Origin of the sequence: Rhodococcus sp. LB1 (genome assembly GCF_001583455.1) — a bacterium.
GTDB classification, from domain to species: domain Bacteria; phylum Actinomycetota; class Actinomycetes; order Mycobacteriales; family Mycobacteriaceae; genus Rhodococcus_F; species Rhodococcus_F opacus.
On record NZ_LTCZ01000210.1, the window covers coordinates 219 to 17,461 of the forward strand.

At 66.8% G+C, this 17,243-nt stretch carries 16 protein-coding genes and 6 pseudogenes; 17 read left to right on the forward strand and 5 right to left on the reverse strand.

What is annotated here, in order from left to right; all coding sequences use genetic code 11:
- The 7 genes and pseudogenes from AZG88_RS54165 to AZG88_RS25655 form a co-directional block, all read left to right on the forward strand.
- Positions 1 to 220 (forward strand): annotated as a pseudogene (locus tag AZG88_RS54165) (SRPBCC family protein); the annotation flags it as partial.
- Positions 217 to 591: a gas vesicle protein GvpJ gene (gene gvpJ / locus AZG88_RS25635; protein ID WP_005241538.1), complete on the forward strand. Its 375-nt coding sequence runs from the start codon at positions 217 to 219 to the stop codon at positions 589 to 591. The pseudogene AZG88_RS54165 and the gene gvpJ (AZG88_RS25635), both read left to right, overlap by 4 nt.
- Positions 592 to 907: 316 nt before the next feature.
- Positions 908 to 1,273, forward strand: coding sequence for a gas vesicle protein GvpJ (gene gvpJ / locus AZG88_RS25640; RefSeq protein ID WP_005241539.1), 366 nt, complete (start codon positions 908 to 910; stop codon positions 1,271 to 1,273).
- Positions 1,273 to 2,088 carry a GvpL/GvpF family gas vesicle protein gene (locus AZG88_RS25645; protein ID WP_061699596.1) on the forward strand — a complete coding sequence of 272 codons (816 nt, stop codon included), beginning with the start codon at positions 1,273 to 1,275 and terminating at the stop codon, positions 2,086 to 2,088. The genes gvpJ (AZG88_RS25640) and AZG88_RS25645 overlap by 1 nt, the downstream gene beginning before the upstream one ends.
- Positions 2,089 to 2,173: 85 nt before the next feature.
- Positions 2,174 to 2,305 (forward strand): gas vesicle protein GvpG, encoded by a 132-nt coding sequence (locus AZG88_RS55730; RefSeq protein WP_257014449.1) that lies wholly within the window; start codon positions 2,174 to 2,176, stop codon positions 2,303 to 2,305.
- 417 nt (positions 2,306 to 2,722) lie between these two features.
- Positions 2,723 to 3,105, forward strand: a pseudogene (locus AZG88_RS54170) (DUF4190 domain-containing protein).
- A gap of 434 nt (positions 3,106 to 3,539) precedes the next feature.
- Positions 3,540 to 3,950, forward strand: a complete 411-nt coding sequence (locus AZG88_RS25655) for a PAS domain-containing protein (protein WP_005241543.1) — start codon at positions 3,540 to 3,542, stop codon at positions 3,948 to 3,950.
- A gap of 309 nt (positions 3,951 to 4,259) precedes the next feature.
- Here the strand turns inward: AZG88_RS25655 and AZG88_RS54175 are convergent.
- Together AZG88_RS54175 and AZG88_RS54180 are read right to left on the reverse strand one after the other, a co-directional pair.
- Positions 4,260 to 4,435: pseudogene (locus AZG88_RS54175) on the reverse strand (ferritin-like domain-containing protein); the annotation flags it as partial.
- Positions 4,436 to 4,471: 36 nt separating this feature from the next.
- Positions 4,472 to 4,823, reverse strand: a pseudogene (locus AZG88_RS54180) (hypothetical protein).
- 188 nt (positions 4,824 to 5,011) lie between these two features.
- Here AZG88_RS54180 and AZG88_RS25670 point away from each other — a divergent pair.
- From AZG88_RS25670 to AZG88_RS25695, 6 genes and pseudogenes are all read left to right on the forward strand, one after another.
- Positions 5,012 to 5,299, forward strand: a complete 288-nt coding sequence (locus AZG88_RS25670) for a hypothetical protein (RefSeq protein WP_061043242.1) — start codon at positions 5,012 to 5,014, stop codon at positions 5,297 to 5,299.
- Positions 5,300 to 6,263: 964 nt separating this feature from the next.
- Positions 6,264 to 6,892: pseudogene (locus tag AZG88_RS25675) on the forward strand (GvpL/GvpF family gas vesicle protein).
- Positions 6,893 to 7,004: 112 nt separating this feature from the next.
- Positions 7,005 to 7,370, forward strand: coding sequence for a gas vesicle protein GvpJ (gvpJ, locus tag AZG88_RS25680; protein ID WP_005241554.1), 366 nt, complete (start codon positions 7,005 to 7,007; stop codon positions 7,368 to 7,370).
- Entirely contained in the window at positions 7,367 to 8,152 is a 786-nt protein-coding gene (locus AZG88_RS25685; RefSeq protein ID WP_061699600.1) for a GvpL/GvpF family gas vesicle protein, read from the forward strand. The genes gvpJ (AZG88_RS25680) and AZG88_RS25685 overlap by 4 nt, the downstream gene beginning before the upstream one ends.
- A gap of 179 nt (positions 8,153 to 8,331) precedes the next feature.
- Positions 8,332 to 9,267, forward strand: coding sequence for a YncE family protein (locus tag AZG88_RS25690; protein WP_231914195.1), 936 nt, complete (start codon positions 8,332 to 8,334; stop codon positions 9,265 to 9,267).
- A 302-nt stretch (positions 9,268 to 9,569) separates the two neighbouring features.
- Positions 9,570 to 10,189, forward strand: a pseudogene (locus AZG88_RS25695) (class I SAM-dependent methyltransferase).
- Positions 10,190 to 10,530: 341 nt separating this feature from the next.
- On the opposite strand, the gene AZG88_RS52880 reads toward AZG88_RS25695, so the two are convergent.
- Positions 10,531 to 11,160, reverse strand: coding sequence for an alpha/beta hydrolase (locus tag AZG88_RS52880; RefSeq protein WP_197487940.1), 630 nt, complete (start codon positions 11,158 to 11,160; stop codon positions 10,531 to 10,533).
- 282 nt (positions 11,161 to 11,442) lie between these two features.
- Between AZG88_RS52880 and AZG88_RS25705 the strand changes: the two genes are divergently transcribed.
- Both AZG88_RS25705 and AZG88_RS25710 read left to right on the forward strand, forming a co-directional pair.
- Complete coding sequence (locus AZG88_RS25705; RefSeq protein ID WP_025432505.1) at positions 11,443 to 12,507, forward strand: daunorubicin resistance protein DrrA family ABC transporter ATP-binding protein; 1,065 nt, start codon at positions 11,443 to 11,445, stop codon at positions 12,505 to 12,507.
- A complete protein-coding gene (locus AZG88_RS25710; protein WP_061699602.1) occupies positions 12,504 to 13,259 on the forward strand; it encodes an ABC transporter permease in 756 nt (251 codons plus the stop codon). Before AZG88_RS25705 ends, AZG88_RS25710 begins: the two co-directional genes overlap by 4 nt.
- 245 nt (positions 13,260 to 13,504) lie before the next feature.
- On the opposite strand, the gene AZG88_RS25715 is transcribed toward AZG88_RS25710, so the two are convergent.
- Positions 13,505 to 15,568, reverse strand: coding sequence for a transglycosylase domain-containing protein (locus AZG88_RS25715; protein WP_005241597.1), 2,064 nt, complete (start codon positions 15,566 to 15,568; stop codon positions 13,505 to 13,507).
- A 173-nt stretch (positions 15,569 to 15,741) separates the two neighbouring features.
- Complete coding sequence (locus AZG88_RS25720; RefSeq protein WP_025432506.1) at positions 15,742 to 16,029, reverse strand: hypothetical protein; 288 nt, start codon at positions 16,027 to 16,029, stop codon at positions 15,742 to 15,744.
- A gap of 291 nt (positions 16,030 to 16,320) precedes the next feature.
- Between AZG88_RS25720 and AZG88_RS25725 the strand changes: the two genes are divergently transcribed.
- Both AZG88_RS25725 and AZG88_RS25730 read left to right on the forward strand, forming a co-directional pair.
- Complete coding sequence (locus tag AZG88_RS25725) at positions 16,321 to 16,650, forward strand: VOC family protein (protein WP_005241599.1); 330 nt, start codon at positions 16,321 to 16,323, stop codon at positions 16,648 to 16,650.
- A 249-nt stretch (positions 16,651 to 16,899) separates the two neighbouring features.
- Positions 16,900 to 17,243: Hsp70 family protein (locus AZG88_RS25730; RefSeq protein WP_156517621.1), on the forward strand; the 344-nt coding region annotated here is incomplete at its 3' end.

Here is a 17,243-nt window from a genome sequence, read left to right on the forward strand (position 1 = left end):
GGAGCCGGAGGACGAGACCGGGGAGTACGAGGAGGAGGAGCCGGAGGAGGAGCCCGAGCCGCGCCGGCGTCGTCCCCGGAAGGTCGCGGCAAAGAAGGCCCCCGAGAAGGCCGCCGCGAAGAAGACCCCCGCAAAGAAGACCCCAGCGAAGAAGACCCCGGCAAAAAAGACCCCTGCAAAGAAGGCAACGCCGCGGCGTAGGACAGGAGCACGCGCATGACCACGGCCGGTGGACCCAGCTCGAGCAGTCTCGCCGACGTCATCGACACCATCTTGGACAAGGGCCTGGTGATCGACGCGTACGTGCGGGTCTCGCTGGTCGGTATCGAACTACTGACGATCGACGCCCGCGTTGTCGTCGCCAGCGTCGACACCTACCTGCGGTTCGCGGAAGCGGTGAACCGGCTCGAGATCGGCAGCGAGCCCAAGGGGCTGACGGACCTGGCTGGGGGCGGCGAGGGCGACGCTGAATCGAAAACCCAGGGCGCACTCGGGGCCGCCGGCGAGAAGCTCGGCGACCTCCTCGGCGGCGGACAGGAAGAACCTCAGCGCGAACGGGTTTCACGCAAGTCCACTCGCGGGGACAAGTGATGTCGACGTCGGAACAGGCCAACGGGCACCCGAGGAGCCGACCGGTCGGACCGTTTCGAGCAGGGGTGTATTCGTCGAATTACTCAGTCCCTGGCGGTCTTTGATCGATTGAACTTCCGGAGTTCCGGGTAGTCCGGTAGTCCGGTAGTCCGCACTTACCTCTCCACTTCGGGTGTGCCACAGGGGCGAGCTGGACGAGGCGACGGCGAGAGCGCAGAGCGGGCCGAGGAACGACCGGGTACCGCCACACGTCGCCGAGCCGCCCGCACACCGGCGGTGCCGGAGGGGCGATAGCGGGGGAGCAAGGAGCACGAGCATGACCACAGCGGGTGGGCCGAGTTCGAGCAGCCTGGCCGACGTCATCGACACCATCTTGGACAAGGGCCTGGTCATCGACGCGTACGTGCGGGTCTCGCTGGTCGGCATCGAACTGCTGACCATCGATGCCCGCATCGTCGTCGCCAGTGTCGACACCTACCTGCGGTTCGCGGAGGCGGCGAACCGGCTCGCGATCGGCAGCGAGCCGAAGGGACTGTCCGATCTGGTGTCGGGCGGGACGGAAAAGATTGCGAAGTCGAAGACGAAGAGCGCCATCGAAGAGAAGCTCGGCGGCCTGCTGGGCGGGCAAGAGGAACCGGAACGGGAACGGGTGTCGCGCAAGTCGACTCGAGGTGACAGGTGATGGCTACATCGGAGCAGGCGAAGAACCAGAAGAGCGGGAACACAGAGAAGTCGGACAAGAACCAGACGGCGGGGGTGTACGTCTACGGCATCGTCCCGGCCGGCGTCGAACCTGGGGACGACGCGACCGGGGTCGCGGACGGGAAGGTGGACATCGTCACGGACGGTGACATCGCCGCACTGGTGAGCGCAATGTCCGTGGACCGTCCGATCGGCAAACCCGAAGACCTCCGAGCCCATGCGAATGTGCTGGACGGGACGGCCGGGGTGGCGCCGGTGCTGCCGCTGCGGTTCGGTGCGGTGCTCACCGACGCCGACGCCGTGAAGGAGGAACTGCTCTCGGCACATGCGGACGAGTTCGCGGCGGCCCTCGAACAATTGGAGGGAAAGGCCCAGTACGTGGTCAAGGGCAGATATGTGGAGCAGGCGATCCTGCGGGAGATCCTCGACGAGAACGAGCAGGCGGCGCAGTTGCGTGATGAGATCCGGGACAAGTCGGAGGACGCCGGCCGCGATGCGCGGATGGCGCTCGGGGAACTGGTGAACAACGCGATCGCCGGCAAGCGCGAGGAAGACACCCGCAAGACGGTCGAGGCCCTGGGCGGCCTCATCGACTCCGTCAACCGCCGCGAACCCACGCACGAGGAAGAGGCCGTGCAGGTGGCGGTGCTCGCCGACGTGGACAGGCAGGACGAACTCGAACAGGCAATCGGGGAACTGGCCCAGGAGTGGGACGGCCGGGTCGAGATTAAGCTGCTCGGGCCCATGGCCGCCTACGACTTCGTGGTCACACAGAATCCGACGGGGCAGGGCTGAACCATGGGACTGCTGTCATTCATCATCACGTTGTGAAGGGTGTGATTTCGCTGCCGAGTTGATCCAACGGCAGGTCGAGGAGGAAATGCACAATCCGGCGGCCATCCGCCGCGCACTCGAGGAACTCGAAGTGGCCCGTGCGCGGGGTGAAATCACGGCCGAAGAGGAGGAGCAGGCGCAACAGGCGCTCATCGACCGGATGACGGGATCGCCCTAGGGGAATGACCGGCAGGGCCGAGCTGGATCCTCAGCGCGGCGCGGTGCGCCGAGGCGGTTCGGTGCGGTAGCGATGGGACGGATGCGGTGCGTGGTCATCCCGATTCCGCGGTCTCGGACACGTATCGGGGAGACCGCCCCGTGTCGGAGTTGGACCGGCGAACGGATAATTACCCCCCGCCGCTACATGAGCCTGACGAGGACCGGAACGGCGGCCAGGTCCGTGCGGGCGTCGGCTCGGTGGCTTCTTCCCACGCCCAGTAGAAACCGCCGCCCATGGTGACGGCCACCCGGTGGCCGGCTCGTCGGATTGGAACACCCGTGACCTGGGCATACGTTGTGGGTGGCATACCGAGCAGCGAGGGGTGGGTGTGCCGCCCGCACCGAATGCGGCGGTTCGACGACACGGAGGTAAGCGATAAGCAGACCACTGACCGGCCCGGGACGCGATGATGACCCGCGGCGGATGGAGCCCGTCGTCGACGACCGCCCGATCGCTGTGGAGGAGCGGGTGGTGACCAAGCCCGCCCGAACCCGCGCGGCCGCGGCGTTCGCGCTCGCGGTCGGGGTGGCCGCGTTCGTGTGTGCTGATCGTGATCCTGTCCCCGGTCGGGTTGGTCCTGGGCATCATCGGGTTGATCCTCGGTGTGCGGGCGGCCCGCCGGGTGGGATCACGGGGAAGGGTGTGGCGATCGCCGGCCTCGTGCTGAGCGCGCTGGCGATCGTCATCTCGATCGCCTTCGCGCCGGCGTGGTCACCGTCCTGAACGACGACAGTGCCGTCGACCGGATCGAGCAGTAGGTGGACCAGATGCGCGACAAACTCCCCGACCACGTCGAGTTCCCGCAGCCCTGACAGCGCCCACAGCACCGGGCGTCTCGAGGAACGTCTCGACCAGTCCAACGATGAGCAGGGATTCATCGGGAGCGTGGGCCGTGAAATATGTTGAATTCGAAAACAATTGGTCCCAGGGGGGGCGCTGAATGGGGCTTTCGGCCCGTCGCGCGGCGGGACGAAGCTGCATCGACTTCGCCGGCCGGCCGACAAGTCGGTGTACTGGCATGGCGGCCTGCCGGGGTCGTCGAAGGCGAGCCCGAGTCGCTCCTCCCACACTCGGCCGCGACGACGGACTGGGCGGCGTCAGGGTGTCGACGTGGCCCGATCGAGGGGTCGCAGCCGCTGCCGGTGTTCCAGCGTCGGGAGTAACGGCGAGGCCGCACCCTCGATACATCATTATGGAGAGACGACGTGCGGATCCGGATACCGCACTGGGCTACCTCGAAGGACTTCCCGCGCTGGTGCTGCTGGAACGGCTTCCGGTGCCGGTGCTCGCCCTCGACCGCGACGGTCACGTCGTGCATGTCAATCGCGCGTTCGAGGCCATGTTGGGGTATCCGCACGATGCGCTCTCGGGGCGATCGATGCGCGATCTGCTCCCGACGGCGTCCCCTCCGCGGCCGGTCGCAGAGGATCTGCAACAGTCGGCGGGGACGATCGTGACGCTCACGCACCGAGACGGTTCTGCCGTGCGGGCGGCGATCAGCAAGTCCGTGCTGACACGGGCGGACGACCCGGTGCTGCTCGTCTGCTTCCAGGACGTGACCGAGCAACTGTGGGACGGCGGAAACGCACCGACCTTCGGGTAAAGGCCGCGATCGCGTCGGTTACTGGCCTGCGCCCGATGCGGCGGGGCGCCGCCGCGCACGGAGATGAGCGAGCATCTTCCGCTCGAAGTCGACTACAACTGCGGCGTCGGCGCCTCGGCACTCGTGGTCGCGGTGGTCGGCGTACTCATCGTTGTCGGATGAGAGTTCGACCAACTCGCAAGAGGACCTCCCTGGCGGCGTGATCGACGAGGGCTTTGCGCGGTTCGAACGGGGCCGTGGCTCATGCGCCCCAATCGGCGCAAACTAAGGCCCACGGCTGTCCGGATGGTGCTGTTCGGTTCGCGTCGCCTACTCGAGGCCGGTCACCTCGTGCGCGATGGCGGCCAGCCGGGTCTGGGCTGCAGAGACGACGCCGTGCCGGTTCTTGTGTGCCTTCTCTACGCGACGATCACCCGCACGTCGCCCGGTTCGGTGAGTTCCTGGACTGCGGTGACCGCCCGGGCGACGTTGAGCTCGTCGTAGTCGTCCGACCCAGAACTGTCGACGGAACGAACGGTGGCTCAGGAGGGATCGCTTCCGTGCGGCCGGTGGTGTCGTCGCGCGTAGAAGCGGTCCCGCTGCTCGTCGAGCAGGGATCGGGCCCGGTGTCGGATCCGGTGATGCTCGCGGGCGAACAGCAGATGGACGGCGAAGGTGTGTCGGGTCAGGGCGCCGGCGCGGCGGGCCGCGTTCTCGTCGCCCAGCAGGTAGGCGGCGGCGCGGTCGCAGCCGATGAGGAACCGCTCGTAGGCGAGCCGAGTGGGTGCCTGCTCATCGAGGTGGGATTGCGAATACCTCGACCAGTTGGAGGGGCACGCGCAGCAGCCGGTAGGGGAACCGGAGAAGGGCCATCGTGAGACCGCCGAGGGTCACGCCGCGGATCGTAACTTGATCGATATGTCCTTGTGGGCAGCCTGGGGATTCTTGATGCGGAAAACACGGGTCCAGCTCGGAGCGCGCCGCGAACCCGGGGTTGGATTCAAGTCGCGCTGTCGTGGGTAACCCGACAACCGATCCGAGGCAACACCCCTGTACGGCTGCCCCCAACCAGGACCAATCCGATGACCTCACACCAGCACATCACCACCGATCACGACGAGATCCGCGAGTGGATTCAGGCGCATCACGGCGTACCGGCACGAACGGCGGCGACCACCGCCACCGCAGGCACCCTGCATATCGACTTTGCCGCGATCCGCCCCGGCGCGCTCGAGCACATCTCCTGGCAGGAGTGGTTCACCGCGTTCGATGCGCAGGGCCTCGCCCTGTGCTACCCGGATCCGCATGTGCGCGGCGGAGCGAGCGCGTGGTTCGAACTCGTGCCCCGCGGCGGCGGGATTCACCCGTGAGGTGAGCGGCGTGGCCGATGTCCCGGGTGTGCTCGAGGAAGCGTCGCGTTGATCGAGCCGGCCGTCGAGCGCTGCGCCGGGGCCGCGAACACTGCCTGCATTCGCGGGCGTCATACACGTGACGGCGGGCGTACTGCCGCATCGACTGGGGTACCCGATTCGGGTGGGGTGAGGCGATGTCGAGAGGCCCCGCGTGAAGGTGATCGGTGATGATCAATCTGTATTACCCGCTGGCTGTTGCGCTGTACATCATCGTGGCGCTCTGGCAAGGCAATCTCGGCCACTGGTGACATCCGCCGAGTGCGTCCGGTGGTCCGGGTGGCGCGCGCCTGGTGAAGGAGATCGATGAGATTCGAGGACCCCTGGTGCTCCTCGATGGCGGAAGCGCGGCGGCGGGCCGAACCAATTGGTGGATGGTTAATTTCGGCGGACGGGTGGGGATATGTCAGCGCGACGATCGTGAGGTGATCGCCTGTGGAGTGTGATCCCGAGCGCCAGTGCCGTCAGGGGCCCAATTGACCATCCGGGCACCCCGAGGAAGCGGCGACACCCACTCCTCGTGATTTCAGTTTCCGCCGCCGTTCCGGCCGCCATTGCCGTTGCCCCCATTTCCGTTTCCCTGGTTCCCGTCCCCCACGCTTCCGCCCGGTGAGTTGTCGGTCGGCGCGACAATTTCCAGTGCCGGGGCGATCGGTTCGGAGCTGAACATCGTGGCCGCGGCGTCGCTGCAGGGGCGAGGCTGCTGCTCGGGGCAGGAGCGGACGGCGACGGGACCGAGGTCGACCCCACGGTGCTGCCCTCATCCTGCGACGCGACGCGACGCGACGGCCAGTGCCAGTAGCGCGATTGCCACCAGTACCGCCGCAACCGCGGCGACGATCACCCCGGTACCGGGGTGACCGACGAGGCTGCTCGGGCGGCCGTCGAGGAACACCCCGGCCAGGACGGCTCGTCAGAGATTTCGGTGGACAGACCCCTCGGCACACCCGAGGACCTCCAAGCCCACGCGCACCTGCTGGACGGCACGTCGGGTGTCGCACCGGTCCTCCCGCTTCGATTCGGAGCGGTCATGACCGATGACACCGCCGTCGAGGAGGAGCTGCTCGCGGCGCACGCCGACGAGTTCGCCGCGGCTTTGCAGGAATTGGAGGGTCGGCGCAGTACGTCGTGAAGGGGCACGTCGAGAAGGCGATCCTGCGTGAGGTAATCGACGAGAACGCCCAGGCAAGCGATCTGCGGGACACCCTCCGCGATCAGCCCGAGGACGCCACCCGCGATGCCCGGATGGCGCTCGGCGAGATCGTGAGCAACGCCATCGTGGCCCAGCGGGACGAAGACACCGCGAAGGTCGTCGAGGCGCTCACGTCGTTGGCCGGTTTGGTCAATGTGCGGGAACCCACGCACGAGGAGGATGCGGCGCGGGTGGCCGTTCTTGTCGAGGTCGCCCGGCAGGAAGAGCTCGAGAATGTGGTGGGAGCCCTGGCCGAGGAGCCGACCGGTCGGACCGTTTCGCAAATGGCAGACGCGCCGAATGACCCAGTCCCCAGCGGTCTTTGGTGGATTGAACTCCGGCCGTTCCGGGTAGTCGGGTAGTTCGCGCGGGCCTCCGTTTCGGGTATGCCCGCGGGCGAGCTGGCCGCGGCGCCGAGCCGACCGCACACGAAGGTTCGGGACAGGCGGCAGCAGGGGAGCGAGGAGCGAAGCAATGACCACAGCGGGAGGTCCGAGCTCGAGCAGCCTGGCCGACGTCATCGACACCATCTTGGACAAGGGCCTGGTCATCGACGCCTACGTGCGGGTTTCGCTCGTCGGTATCGAACTGCTCACCATCGACGCCCGCATCGTGGTCGCCAGCGTCGACACCTACCTGCGCTTCGCCGAGGCGGCGAACCGACTCGCGATCGGCAGTGAACCGAAGGGCCTGTCCGATCTCGTGTCCGACGTCAAGGGCAGCGGCAGCACGAAGTCCAAGACCAAGGGCGTCCTCGAGGGCGTGGGGGAGACGCTTGGTGAGCTGCTCAGCGGATCGGGAAGCGAACGCGAACCCGCACCCCGCCGGAGGCGGAAATGACCTCCGCCGACGACACCGACATCGAAGAGGCGGCTCCGTCGGCCGTGATCTACGTGTACGGCATCGTGCCCACGGACGTGCAACCCGAAGAGGACGCCACCGGTGTCCACGATGCCCCGATCGAGATTGTCACCCACGGCGACATCGCGGCGTTGGTCAGCGAGATCGACCCGAACCAACGACTGGGCACCCCCGCGGATCTGCAGGCCCACGCCCACATCCTCGACGGCACCGCGCACGTCGCCCCGGTGCTGCCGCTGCGGTTCGGTGCCGTCGTGTCCGATCGCGATGCGGTAGTCAACGAGTTGCTCGCCGAACACGAGGGCGAGTTCGCTTCCGCCCTGAATGAGCTCGAGGGCTTTGCTCAGTACATGGTGAAGGGCCGCTACGTCGACGAGGCCATCGTTCGGGAGATCGTCGACGAGAGCCCGGAGGCTTCCTCCCTGCTCGAGACGATCCGCGACCAGCCTGATGAACTCACCCGGGATGCCCGGATTGCTCTGGGGGAGATCATCGGCCACGCCCTCGAGGCCAAACGGGACGCGGATACCCGCACCACCCTCGGCGCGCTGTCACCGCTGACCGACACCGTCACCGTCCGCGAACCCACCCACGACGAGGACGCCGTCCAGCTCGCGGTCCTCTTCGAGGTCGACCGGCAAGACGAACTCGAACGGACGGTCGGCGACCTGGCCGAGCGTTGGGAGGACCGGGTCACCATGCGCATCCTGGGCCCCATGGCCCCCTACGACTTCGTGGTGACACCGAAGCCGGAGGGCTGACGACAGGGCCTGCTGTCGTGCAGGGTTCACAGAGGCTGTGCCCACCCTGCACGTACCGATCGGTATCGCTGGAAGACCTTCGGGTGAGGCACGATCCAGTCCGACGCGCCACCAGGGTTGTCGGAGGCAGCGGTGAGGACGGCACGGTGTCGGTCATCGACACCGCCACGAACAGAGTCGTGACCTCGCAGCCCCTCGGATACGTCACCGATCTGGCCGTCAGCGAGGACGGCCGTCACCTGTACGGCACGAGCGGCGCGTCCGTTACCGTGATCGACACCGAATCCATGACCGGGACGGCGGAGGTCACCGTCGGACCTGTGTGGGACCTCACCCGCTCGAGCAGCGAGTTCACCGATGTCACCAGCAGTGTCGCTGTCAACGCGGACGGCACCCGGGCCTATGCCACGTACCACGTCAGCACGGTGGAGCGCGCCAGCGGCGGCGGCACCGGATCGTTCATCACCGACAACACCGGACGGCTCTGGCGTGTGACGGGCGGATACGAGGTCGTCGCGGTGATCGACGTCGACCCGTCCAGTACCACCTACGGGACCCAGCTCGCGACGGTCCGGCTGCCCGAGGGAGCACAAGACGTGGCGATCAGCGCGGACGGCGATCTGCTGTATGTCTCCGGCGCGGACGGCCGGACCGTCTCGGTGGTCGATGCCGCGACATACGCCGTCCTCGGGACCTTCGTGACCGACCCGGACGGCTCGACCTCCCGGTCGTACGGACCCTACCGATTCCTGCTCGTCGATCCCGACCCGGACACCGGCGGAACTCTGTACGTCACCGACTACGCCGACGCGCCGTGTATGCAGTCACCGGCGCACCGGGCGGCGCACCCGCCGCTGTGCTCACCTGACCGAACCGACACGCTGGATGACGCGAACGGCCCCCGATCCCTTGCGGAGCGGGGGTCGACTCGTCGGACGCGACCAGCGGTAGTCGAAACCGAATCCGTAGTCGTCCAGCGTAACCGCAGCACCAGTGCCCTCGCCGAAGCCTTCCGGGCAGTACTGGTCGTCATAGGACGGCACGGCGTACGCCACGGCGCGCGCCTCCTCGGTCGGCGGATCGGTCATCGAATGCAATACCGGACGTTCTGGTGACATGAGGTCCGTTTCGGTGCTTCGAAAAGTACTGTCTACCAGAGTATTTAATGCGTACAGCTGTCCTGGCCGCGCGTCCGCGCTGCGAGGTCGACGGCACGCACGGGATCCCGCCGACCTCGCCCAACTCGACGAAAACCGCCCCGAACCGGCCATTGAGGTCCGTCCAGGGGACCGTTTAACGTGGAGGGTACGGGGCCGTACCCCGTCGGGTGAGATTTGGCAGTCCGGGATACGACTCGCCGGAGGATGTAGTCAGTGGATGGATGGTATGGGGCACGCCATCGACGATCATTGACGGCATGGCGAACACGAGCGCCCGACCAGGCGACACCGTCCGAGGGTCATACTCGGCCAGATCTCGGGAGTACGTGGACCTCTTTGGCTCCGTGACTTCGACACACCCATCAGATCGGGCCCTGGTGAGCAGCTGGGCCGCCACCCTGACCGGTCCCGTGCTCGACGCCGGGTGTGGTCCGGGGCAGTGGACAGACTTCTTGGCCGAGTGCGGACTGGCTGCGAGCGGGATCGATCTTGTTCCTGAGTTCGTCGAACGAGCTCGTATGCAGTATCCAGACCTCTCGTTCGAAGCCGGCGGCTTCGAAGCATTGGACGCCGAGACGGAATCACTGGGTGGTGTTCTTTCCTGGTACTCGCTCATTCACCACAGTCCGCAGGACATCCAGACTCCGCTCGCCGAGTTCGCGCGCGTGATTCGGCCGGGCGGCGGGTTGTTGGTGGGCTTCTTCGAAGGAGCCACCGTGGGGACTTTCGACCACGCCGTAACCACTGCCTATCGATGGCCAGTGGCTGAACTCAGCCAGAAGCTGGTCACGGCCGGCTTCGAGGTGATCGAGACGCACACACGAACGGGGACCGGTCACAGGCCCACGGCGCAGTCACCGCACGCCGTTTCTCGTGATCGCGCCCGGGGTCCGCTCGGCGAGCACGCCCGAACGCAGCCGCCAGTCGCGCGCAACGGCCGCCGTCCGAGTTCGGCGGCTATTCAGGTGACGCGGCCGCCTCGGTGTGGGCGTTGAATACGAGTTCCCGAAGGCGTCCGTCGGGGTCTCGAAGTACCCGATGTAGGACCCGTCGCAATCATCGGTCGGACGAGGCACCGATCCACCTGCCGCAGCCGCGCAGTTATCGACCCGAGTTCTCTAGGTACGGCCTGCGATGCCCAACCGAGGCATGGTCCTCTTGGGAGGTCTCGATCTGACGAATTCCCAGTTCGGGGGCCGTTGCCTGGCCGGAAGGTCCTCAGTTGGCCAGCCGCTCGAGGATCGCTTGCAGTGCCGCGTCACCGCTCTCGCCGGCGAAGATGTTCTGCGCGTGGGCGGAGCCCGGCAGAAGGATCACCTCGTTGTCGACGCCTGGTGAGCCGTCGGCGAGCTGCTGCGACACGTGGGCGACGGGCTCGTCCTCGCTGGCGATGAACAGCTTGGGCTCCCCGCCGAGGCCGTCGACAACCCGGTTGGGGGAGAGCAGCACCAGCTGATCAGGGAGGTCGGGCTGCTGGGAGGCAAGTTGCAGGATCGCATCGGCGCCCGCACTTCCGCCCACCAGCGCGACGTCGGCGTGCCCGTCGTCCTGGAGCTTCGCGACGGCGGCCGCGATCGACTCCGGCGCGATGTCCTCGACGGCGACGACAGTGGCACCCTGGTCGGCGATTGCTGTGGCCTGATCCTCCCAGCTGGCGGCGTCGAAGACGGCACCGTGGGCCAGCACCACTCCGTACTCGCCGTCGCCCCACTGCAACGCGTCGCCGCCGCCGATCTCGATCTTGGTGCCGGCGGTGTCACCGCCCGTCGATGGTGGGTCGTCCTTGCCGGAGCAGCCCACCACGACGAGGGCGAGCACCACCGACAGCAGGACGAGGAAGGCCTTCATGCCTCAAACATAATTGCCGAGTAGCCCGCCCGGTGCCTCGATGACGGAACGTCTGTCGGAGCGTTTCTCTTGCCTGCTGCCCTCGGACCCTCACACACCGGCCGCTCCGCCGGGGACGCGGCGGGCAAGCGTGCCGGCTTCCTGGGCGGGTGTCCCCGCGGACCGCACCACTTAGTTCTGTGCGCGGAAGGAGTCTGTATCACGCAGAGAACGAAAACGGGTTGTGCCCCGACCCGTCACCTTTGAATACTGGCCTGACCGACCTCGAGGAGAGTGCTTGTCGTGATTCGTGCACGTGGGCTCGTCCAAACCTTCCATACCCGCCATGGGCGGGAGAAATCGGAAGTCCGCGCCGTCGACGGGGTGGATCTCGATGTCGCCGAGGGGGAGGTCGTCGGGTTCCTCGGACCCAACGGGGCGGGGAAGACCACGACGTTGCGGATGCTGACCACCCTGCTGCGGCCGACCGCAGGCGAGGCCACGGTCGCCGGATACGACGTGGTCCGCGAATCCACGCAGGTGCGGCGGAGCATCGGCTACGTCTCCCAGAGCGGTGGGGTCTTCAGCGGCGCCCGGGCGGGGGAGGAGGTGATGGATCACGGCATGCTCTACGGCCGCTCCCGGCGGGAGGTCGAAACCCGCGGCAGAGAGTTGTTTTCGCAATTGCAGCTGGACGGGCTGTGGGAACGGATGCCGAAGACGATGTCGGGTGGGCAGAAACGCCGACTCGACATTGTCATGGGCCTGATTCACGAGCCGAGCCTGATGTTCCTCGACGAGCCGACGACGGGCCTGGATCCTCAGGCGCGGGCGAACCTGTGGGAGCACATTTCCGAGCTGCGGACCCGCCGTGGTGCGACGGTCTTCCTCACCACCCATTACCTGGACGAGGCCGACACCCTCAGCGACCGGATCATCATCATCGACCGTGGTCGGATCGTTGCCTCGGACACCGCGGAGAACCTCAAGGCGCAGGTCGCCGGCGATCTCGTCGACCTCGAAATTGCCGACCTCGACATGGTGCCGCTGGTGAGAGACAAGCTGGGCACGATCGCCGAGGCGCCGCGGCACGGTCTGGCCGGTGTGGAGGTGGACGGCCATCATGTCCGTGGTCGGGTCCAGCGTGCCGGGCGCGCGATCCCGGGACTGCTGCGCGACCTCGACCGCACCGACGTGACCCTGGCTTCGATCGAGGTGCATCGGCCGACCCTCGACGACGTGTTCTTGACGTTGACCGGTCGGTCCCTGCGCGACGCCGACACCGCCGCCTCCGATGCCGCTACCGGGGACCCTGAATCCGAGTCCACCCCCACCCCCGCACTGACCACTCCAGGAGCAGGCCGATGACGTTCGTCCGTGAGAGTTTCATCGTCTTCCGGCGCCAGCTGCGGATGAATCTGCGCAACCCCGCCTGGGTGATCATCGGTCTGCTGCAGCCGGTGATGTACCTATTGCTGTTCGGGCCGTTGCTGACTCCGCTGGTGGGTCAGTTCGGGGTGGACAACGCGTACACGTTCTTCGTGCCGGGCATGCTGGTGCAGTTGGGGATCTTCGGTGCGTTCTTCGCCGGATTCAGCCTGATCGGGGAGTGGCGGGAGGGCGTTATCGAGGCGGAGCGGGTGACTCCGGCCAGTCGCACCGCGCTACTGGTCGGGCGACTGGGTCGGGACCTGCTCCAGTTGTTCGTGCAAGCGATCATCTTGGTGTTGCTCGGCTTCGTGATGGGTATGGAGGCGTCGTTGCGGGGCATCGTGTTCGGGGTGCTGCTCACGTTGCTGCTCGGCGGGGCCTGTGCGGCGGCGTCGAATGCATTCGCCTTGACCACCAAGAGCGAAGACGTGATGGCTCCGGTGATCAACATGGTGATGATGCCGGTGTTGCTATTGTCCGGAATTCTGTTGCCGATGACGATCGGTCCTGCCTGGTTGCAGACGGCCAGCGATTTCATGCCGATCCGCCATGTCGTCGACGCCGTGCGGGATTCGTTCATCGGTGACTTCGCGAACTCCGCGATTGTGTGGGGAACCGCGTGGGCGGTGGTGTTGTTCGTCGCCGCGGTGTGGTGGGGAACCCGTACCTTCCGCAAGGAAAACGCCTGACCGAGCGCACACGCACTGCTGGAAGTCGATGTGCGCGTGGGTTTGCCGACCGAGTCGAGATCCGCGTCTCCACCCGGGGAGAGACCCCACCGGCGCGAAACACGACCGACGCGGCCGGTGAGGCAATTGCGTTACCGCACGGGCACCCGCCCGCGTTACACAAGGAGGCAGGTGAGATCCTGCTCGCCGTCAGTGTTCTCCCATCTGCACAAGAGCGCTGGAGGGACCGCCCGCCGGCCCTCCGGTCAACGGGCGTAGCGCGGGTCGATCGGAGGCAGGGTGGTGGGGCCGAAGTTGTTCGCAATCGGCATCATCGCCGTGAACCAGGTGCGGGCCGGCTCGGTGCCTCCGAACAGGTTGCCGTCCCCGCACGAGCGCAGCGGGCTGGTGCAAATCTGTCCTGGAGTCGGTGAGTCCCCGAATACGTAGACGCTGCCGGCCAGGTTGTTGGTGTACCCGATGAAGGCCGACGACATGTGCGATTCGGTGGTCCCGGTCTTGCCGGACATCGGCAGCTTCCACCCCGCGGCGGCGGCCGCCGCCGACGCCGTGCCACCGGGCAGGTCGTCCTTGCTGAGCCCGTTGGACAGGGTGTCGGCCAGGCCGGGATCGATGACCTGCTCGCAGGCTTGCTGGGTGAGGGGGACCGGCCTGCCCTCGCGGTCGACGATGGAGTCGATCGGGGTCGGTGGGCACCACTTGCCGTGTGAGGCCAGGGTCGCGGCGACATTCGACAGTTCGAGCGGATTGATCCACACCGGGCCGAGGGTGAACGACCCCAGATTCTGGTCCTTCTGCATGTCGGCCAGGCTCTGGTCCCCGAACCCGGAGGTGCCCGGTTCGGTGTAGGACCGCATGCCGAGGCGCACTGCCATGTCCACCGTCGCATCCACCCCGGTGGCCTGGAGAAGCTTCACGAACGCGGTGTTCGGGGACTGGGCGAGGGCATCAGTGACCGACAGTGCCCGCGGATACGGGGCGGCGTTCTGTACGCAGTAGGTCGCCGCCGGGCACCCGGGGGCACCGCCGTCACCCATCCCGCGGGCGTCGAACCGTCCGGGCACGTCGAGGATCGCGTTGAGCCGCAACCCCTTCTCCATGGCTGCTGCGGTGGTGAAGACCTTGAATACCGATCCGGCGCCGTGCCCGGACAGTGAATAGGGCAACTCCTGCACCGTCTCCGCGGCGGCTGCGTCCAGGCCGTAGTTGCGGCTGCCCGCCATGGCCAGGACCCGGTGTTGGTCCTGCCCGGGCTGCACGACGTTCATCACGCTCGCGATGTCCGGGAGTTTCGGGTCGGCGTAGGTGGACACCGCCGCCTTCACCGATCCCTGCACGGCCGGATCGAGGGTGGTGCGGATCAGGTATCCGCCCTTTTCGAGTTGCTCCCGGGACAGCCCGGCGGTCTGGAGGTACTGCAACGCGTAGTCGCAGAAGAACCCGCGGTCGCCGGCGGCGATGCATCCGCGGGGCAGGTTGTTCGGTTTCGGGAGCACCCCGAGCGGCGTTTCCTTCAGGGCGCGGATCTCGGCGGCCCGATCCGGAACATTTACGACCAGGGTGTCGAGAACGACATTGCGGCGCTCGAACACCCCCTCGGGGTTGGTGTAGGGGTTGAGCGCGGAGCTGGACTGCACCATGCCCGCGAGCATCGCCGACTGCGCCAGGTTCAGGTCCTTGGCGTCGATGCCGAAGTACGTGCGGGCGGCGTCCTGCACCCCGAAGGAACCGTTGCCGAACGGCACCAGGTTCAGATACCGGGTGAGAATTTCCTCTTTGGAGAGTTCCTGATCGAGGGTCATCGCCATCCGGATCTCCCGGATCTTGCGGACCGGCGTGGTCTCGATCGCGGCACGGCGTTCGGCGTCGGTCTTGGCGACTACGTGCAACAAATAGTTCTTCACGTACTGCTGATTGATGGTCGAGGCACCCTGTTCGATCTGACCGCTGGTGGTGTTGGTGAAGAACGCCCGCATCGTGCCCTGCCAGTCCACCCCCTGATGTTCGCCGAACCGTCTGTCCTCGATGGAGAGAATCGCCAGTTTCATCTCGTTGGAGATCTGGTCGCTGGGAACCTCGAATCGGCGCTGGTCGTACAGCCAGGCGATCGGGTTCCCGGTGATGTCGGTCATGGTCGTCACAGCCGGCACCACTCCGTCGGCCAGTTCGGCTGAGGAATTACCGACGCTGTCGGCGGCACGGTTGGATGCGTACCCCAGCCCGGCGGCGACAGGGAACATCACCCCTGCCAGCATTACCCCCGCGGCCACGGTGGCGCCGGCGAGTTTGAGAACGGTCCTGGAATGCAATTACGGCACCTCATTCCGACGGGGCGCACCGGAACGAATCTACCGGTGCTGGAACGATAATCGGGCCACGCGGCACGGTCGGGGGAGAGGTGTGGCGCGCGTGCCCGTGGCGGTCACGAGAGGGTGGCTGTGGCGTCAGATCCGATGATGGGACGGTAGCCGGTGCCGGTCGGTCACACCCGCAGCACACACGTGCTGTTCCGCACGGGCATGGGGGACACGGCCGAGGTCGATGACGGTGCCCGGGCGCGGCCCGGCAGGGACAGCGGTGTACCGACGGCACCGCGCCCCGGCGTGCGGCGCCGCGCGAGCGCGTCGGCACCGGGCGCCGGGAGCGTCTCGTGCACATCGAGCGCCGCGGCAATGTGGCCGATCCGCAGGACCATCAGCTCGGCGGCGATCACCGCGAGCACGGTGAGCAGCGCCGTGCGCCGCCGCGAGGATTGCCGACCGCCACACACAGGGCTCAAGGTAACACCGATAGCGAGTTCCCTGACGGGTTCCGGGGTCAGAGCATCAAAGGCGGTGAACGGGTGGACGATCCGCCACCTCAAAGGGGTGGCGGATCAGCGACCACGCCGAACGGCCGGCCGAAACGTCACTGGAGCCTGCGTGCGTCGATACGCTGTGGCGGACCACGCCGTGGCAGAACGGTCAGGAATCGAGAAGCGCCAGCCCTCGCGCGCACATAGCGTGGTTGCCATCGCCGACGAGGCGGTCGCCGATGACCGCCGTAGCCCGAGGAGACGAACATGAGCCCCACGATCCGCAGCCTGGTGATCCCCGTGTCCGACCTGGACGCCGCCAAGGCGGTCTACACCGCGCTGCTCGGCGCACCTCACACCGACGAGTCCTACTACGTCGGGTATAACGTGGACGGCTTCGAGGTCGCCCTGAATCCAGGTGACGAGACCGCCGGACCGGTTGCCTTCGCCGACGTCGAGGATCTCGACGCGACACGCGAAACTCTGCTTGCCGCCGGCGCAACCGAGCGCAACGCGCCACGTCAAGTCGCACCCGAGACGCGGATTTGCGTGCTCGCCGATGCCGACGGCAACCCGATCGGGCTGCGCGGCCGATAGACGCCGGCGTTGCCGGGCGCGAGCGGCGGCGCGGTCTCCGGTGGCTAGTTCGTCGAGGAGATCGAGGTGGTGGTGCTGTGACGCCGAGCAAACACGCAGAATGTTGAGCGTTCTACGCTCAATTCTTCGCCTTGACCTCGATTTCTACCGGGGGGAAAATTGAGTCGATAACACTCGAGTTCGGTGGGTGTGATGCCGAGCGAATCGGCCGAAGCGCCACACCCGCCCGGTGTGGTGCTGGAGGCGGTCATGGCTCGCGCGGTGGGTATCGATTTGGGGACCACGAACTCGGTGGTGTGTGTACTGGAGGGCGGCGACCCGGTGGTGGTCGCCAACTCGGAGGGTGCGCGCACGACACCGTCGGTGGTGGCGTTCGCGAAGAACGGTGAGGTGCTGGTCGGCCAGCCCGCCAAGAACCAAGCGGTGACGAACGTCGACCGGACAGTGCGCTCGGTGAAGCGGGAGATCGGCACCGACTGGCATGTGGCGATCGACGACAAGAAATACAGCGCGCAGGAGATCAGTGCCCGGGTGCTGATGAAACTGAAGAGGGACGCGGAATCGTATCTGGGCGAGGACATCACGGACGCCGT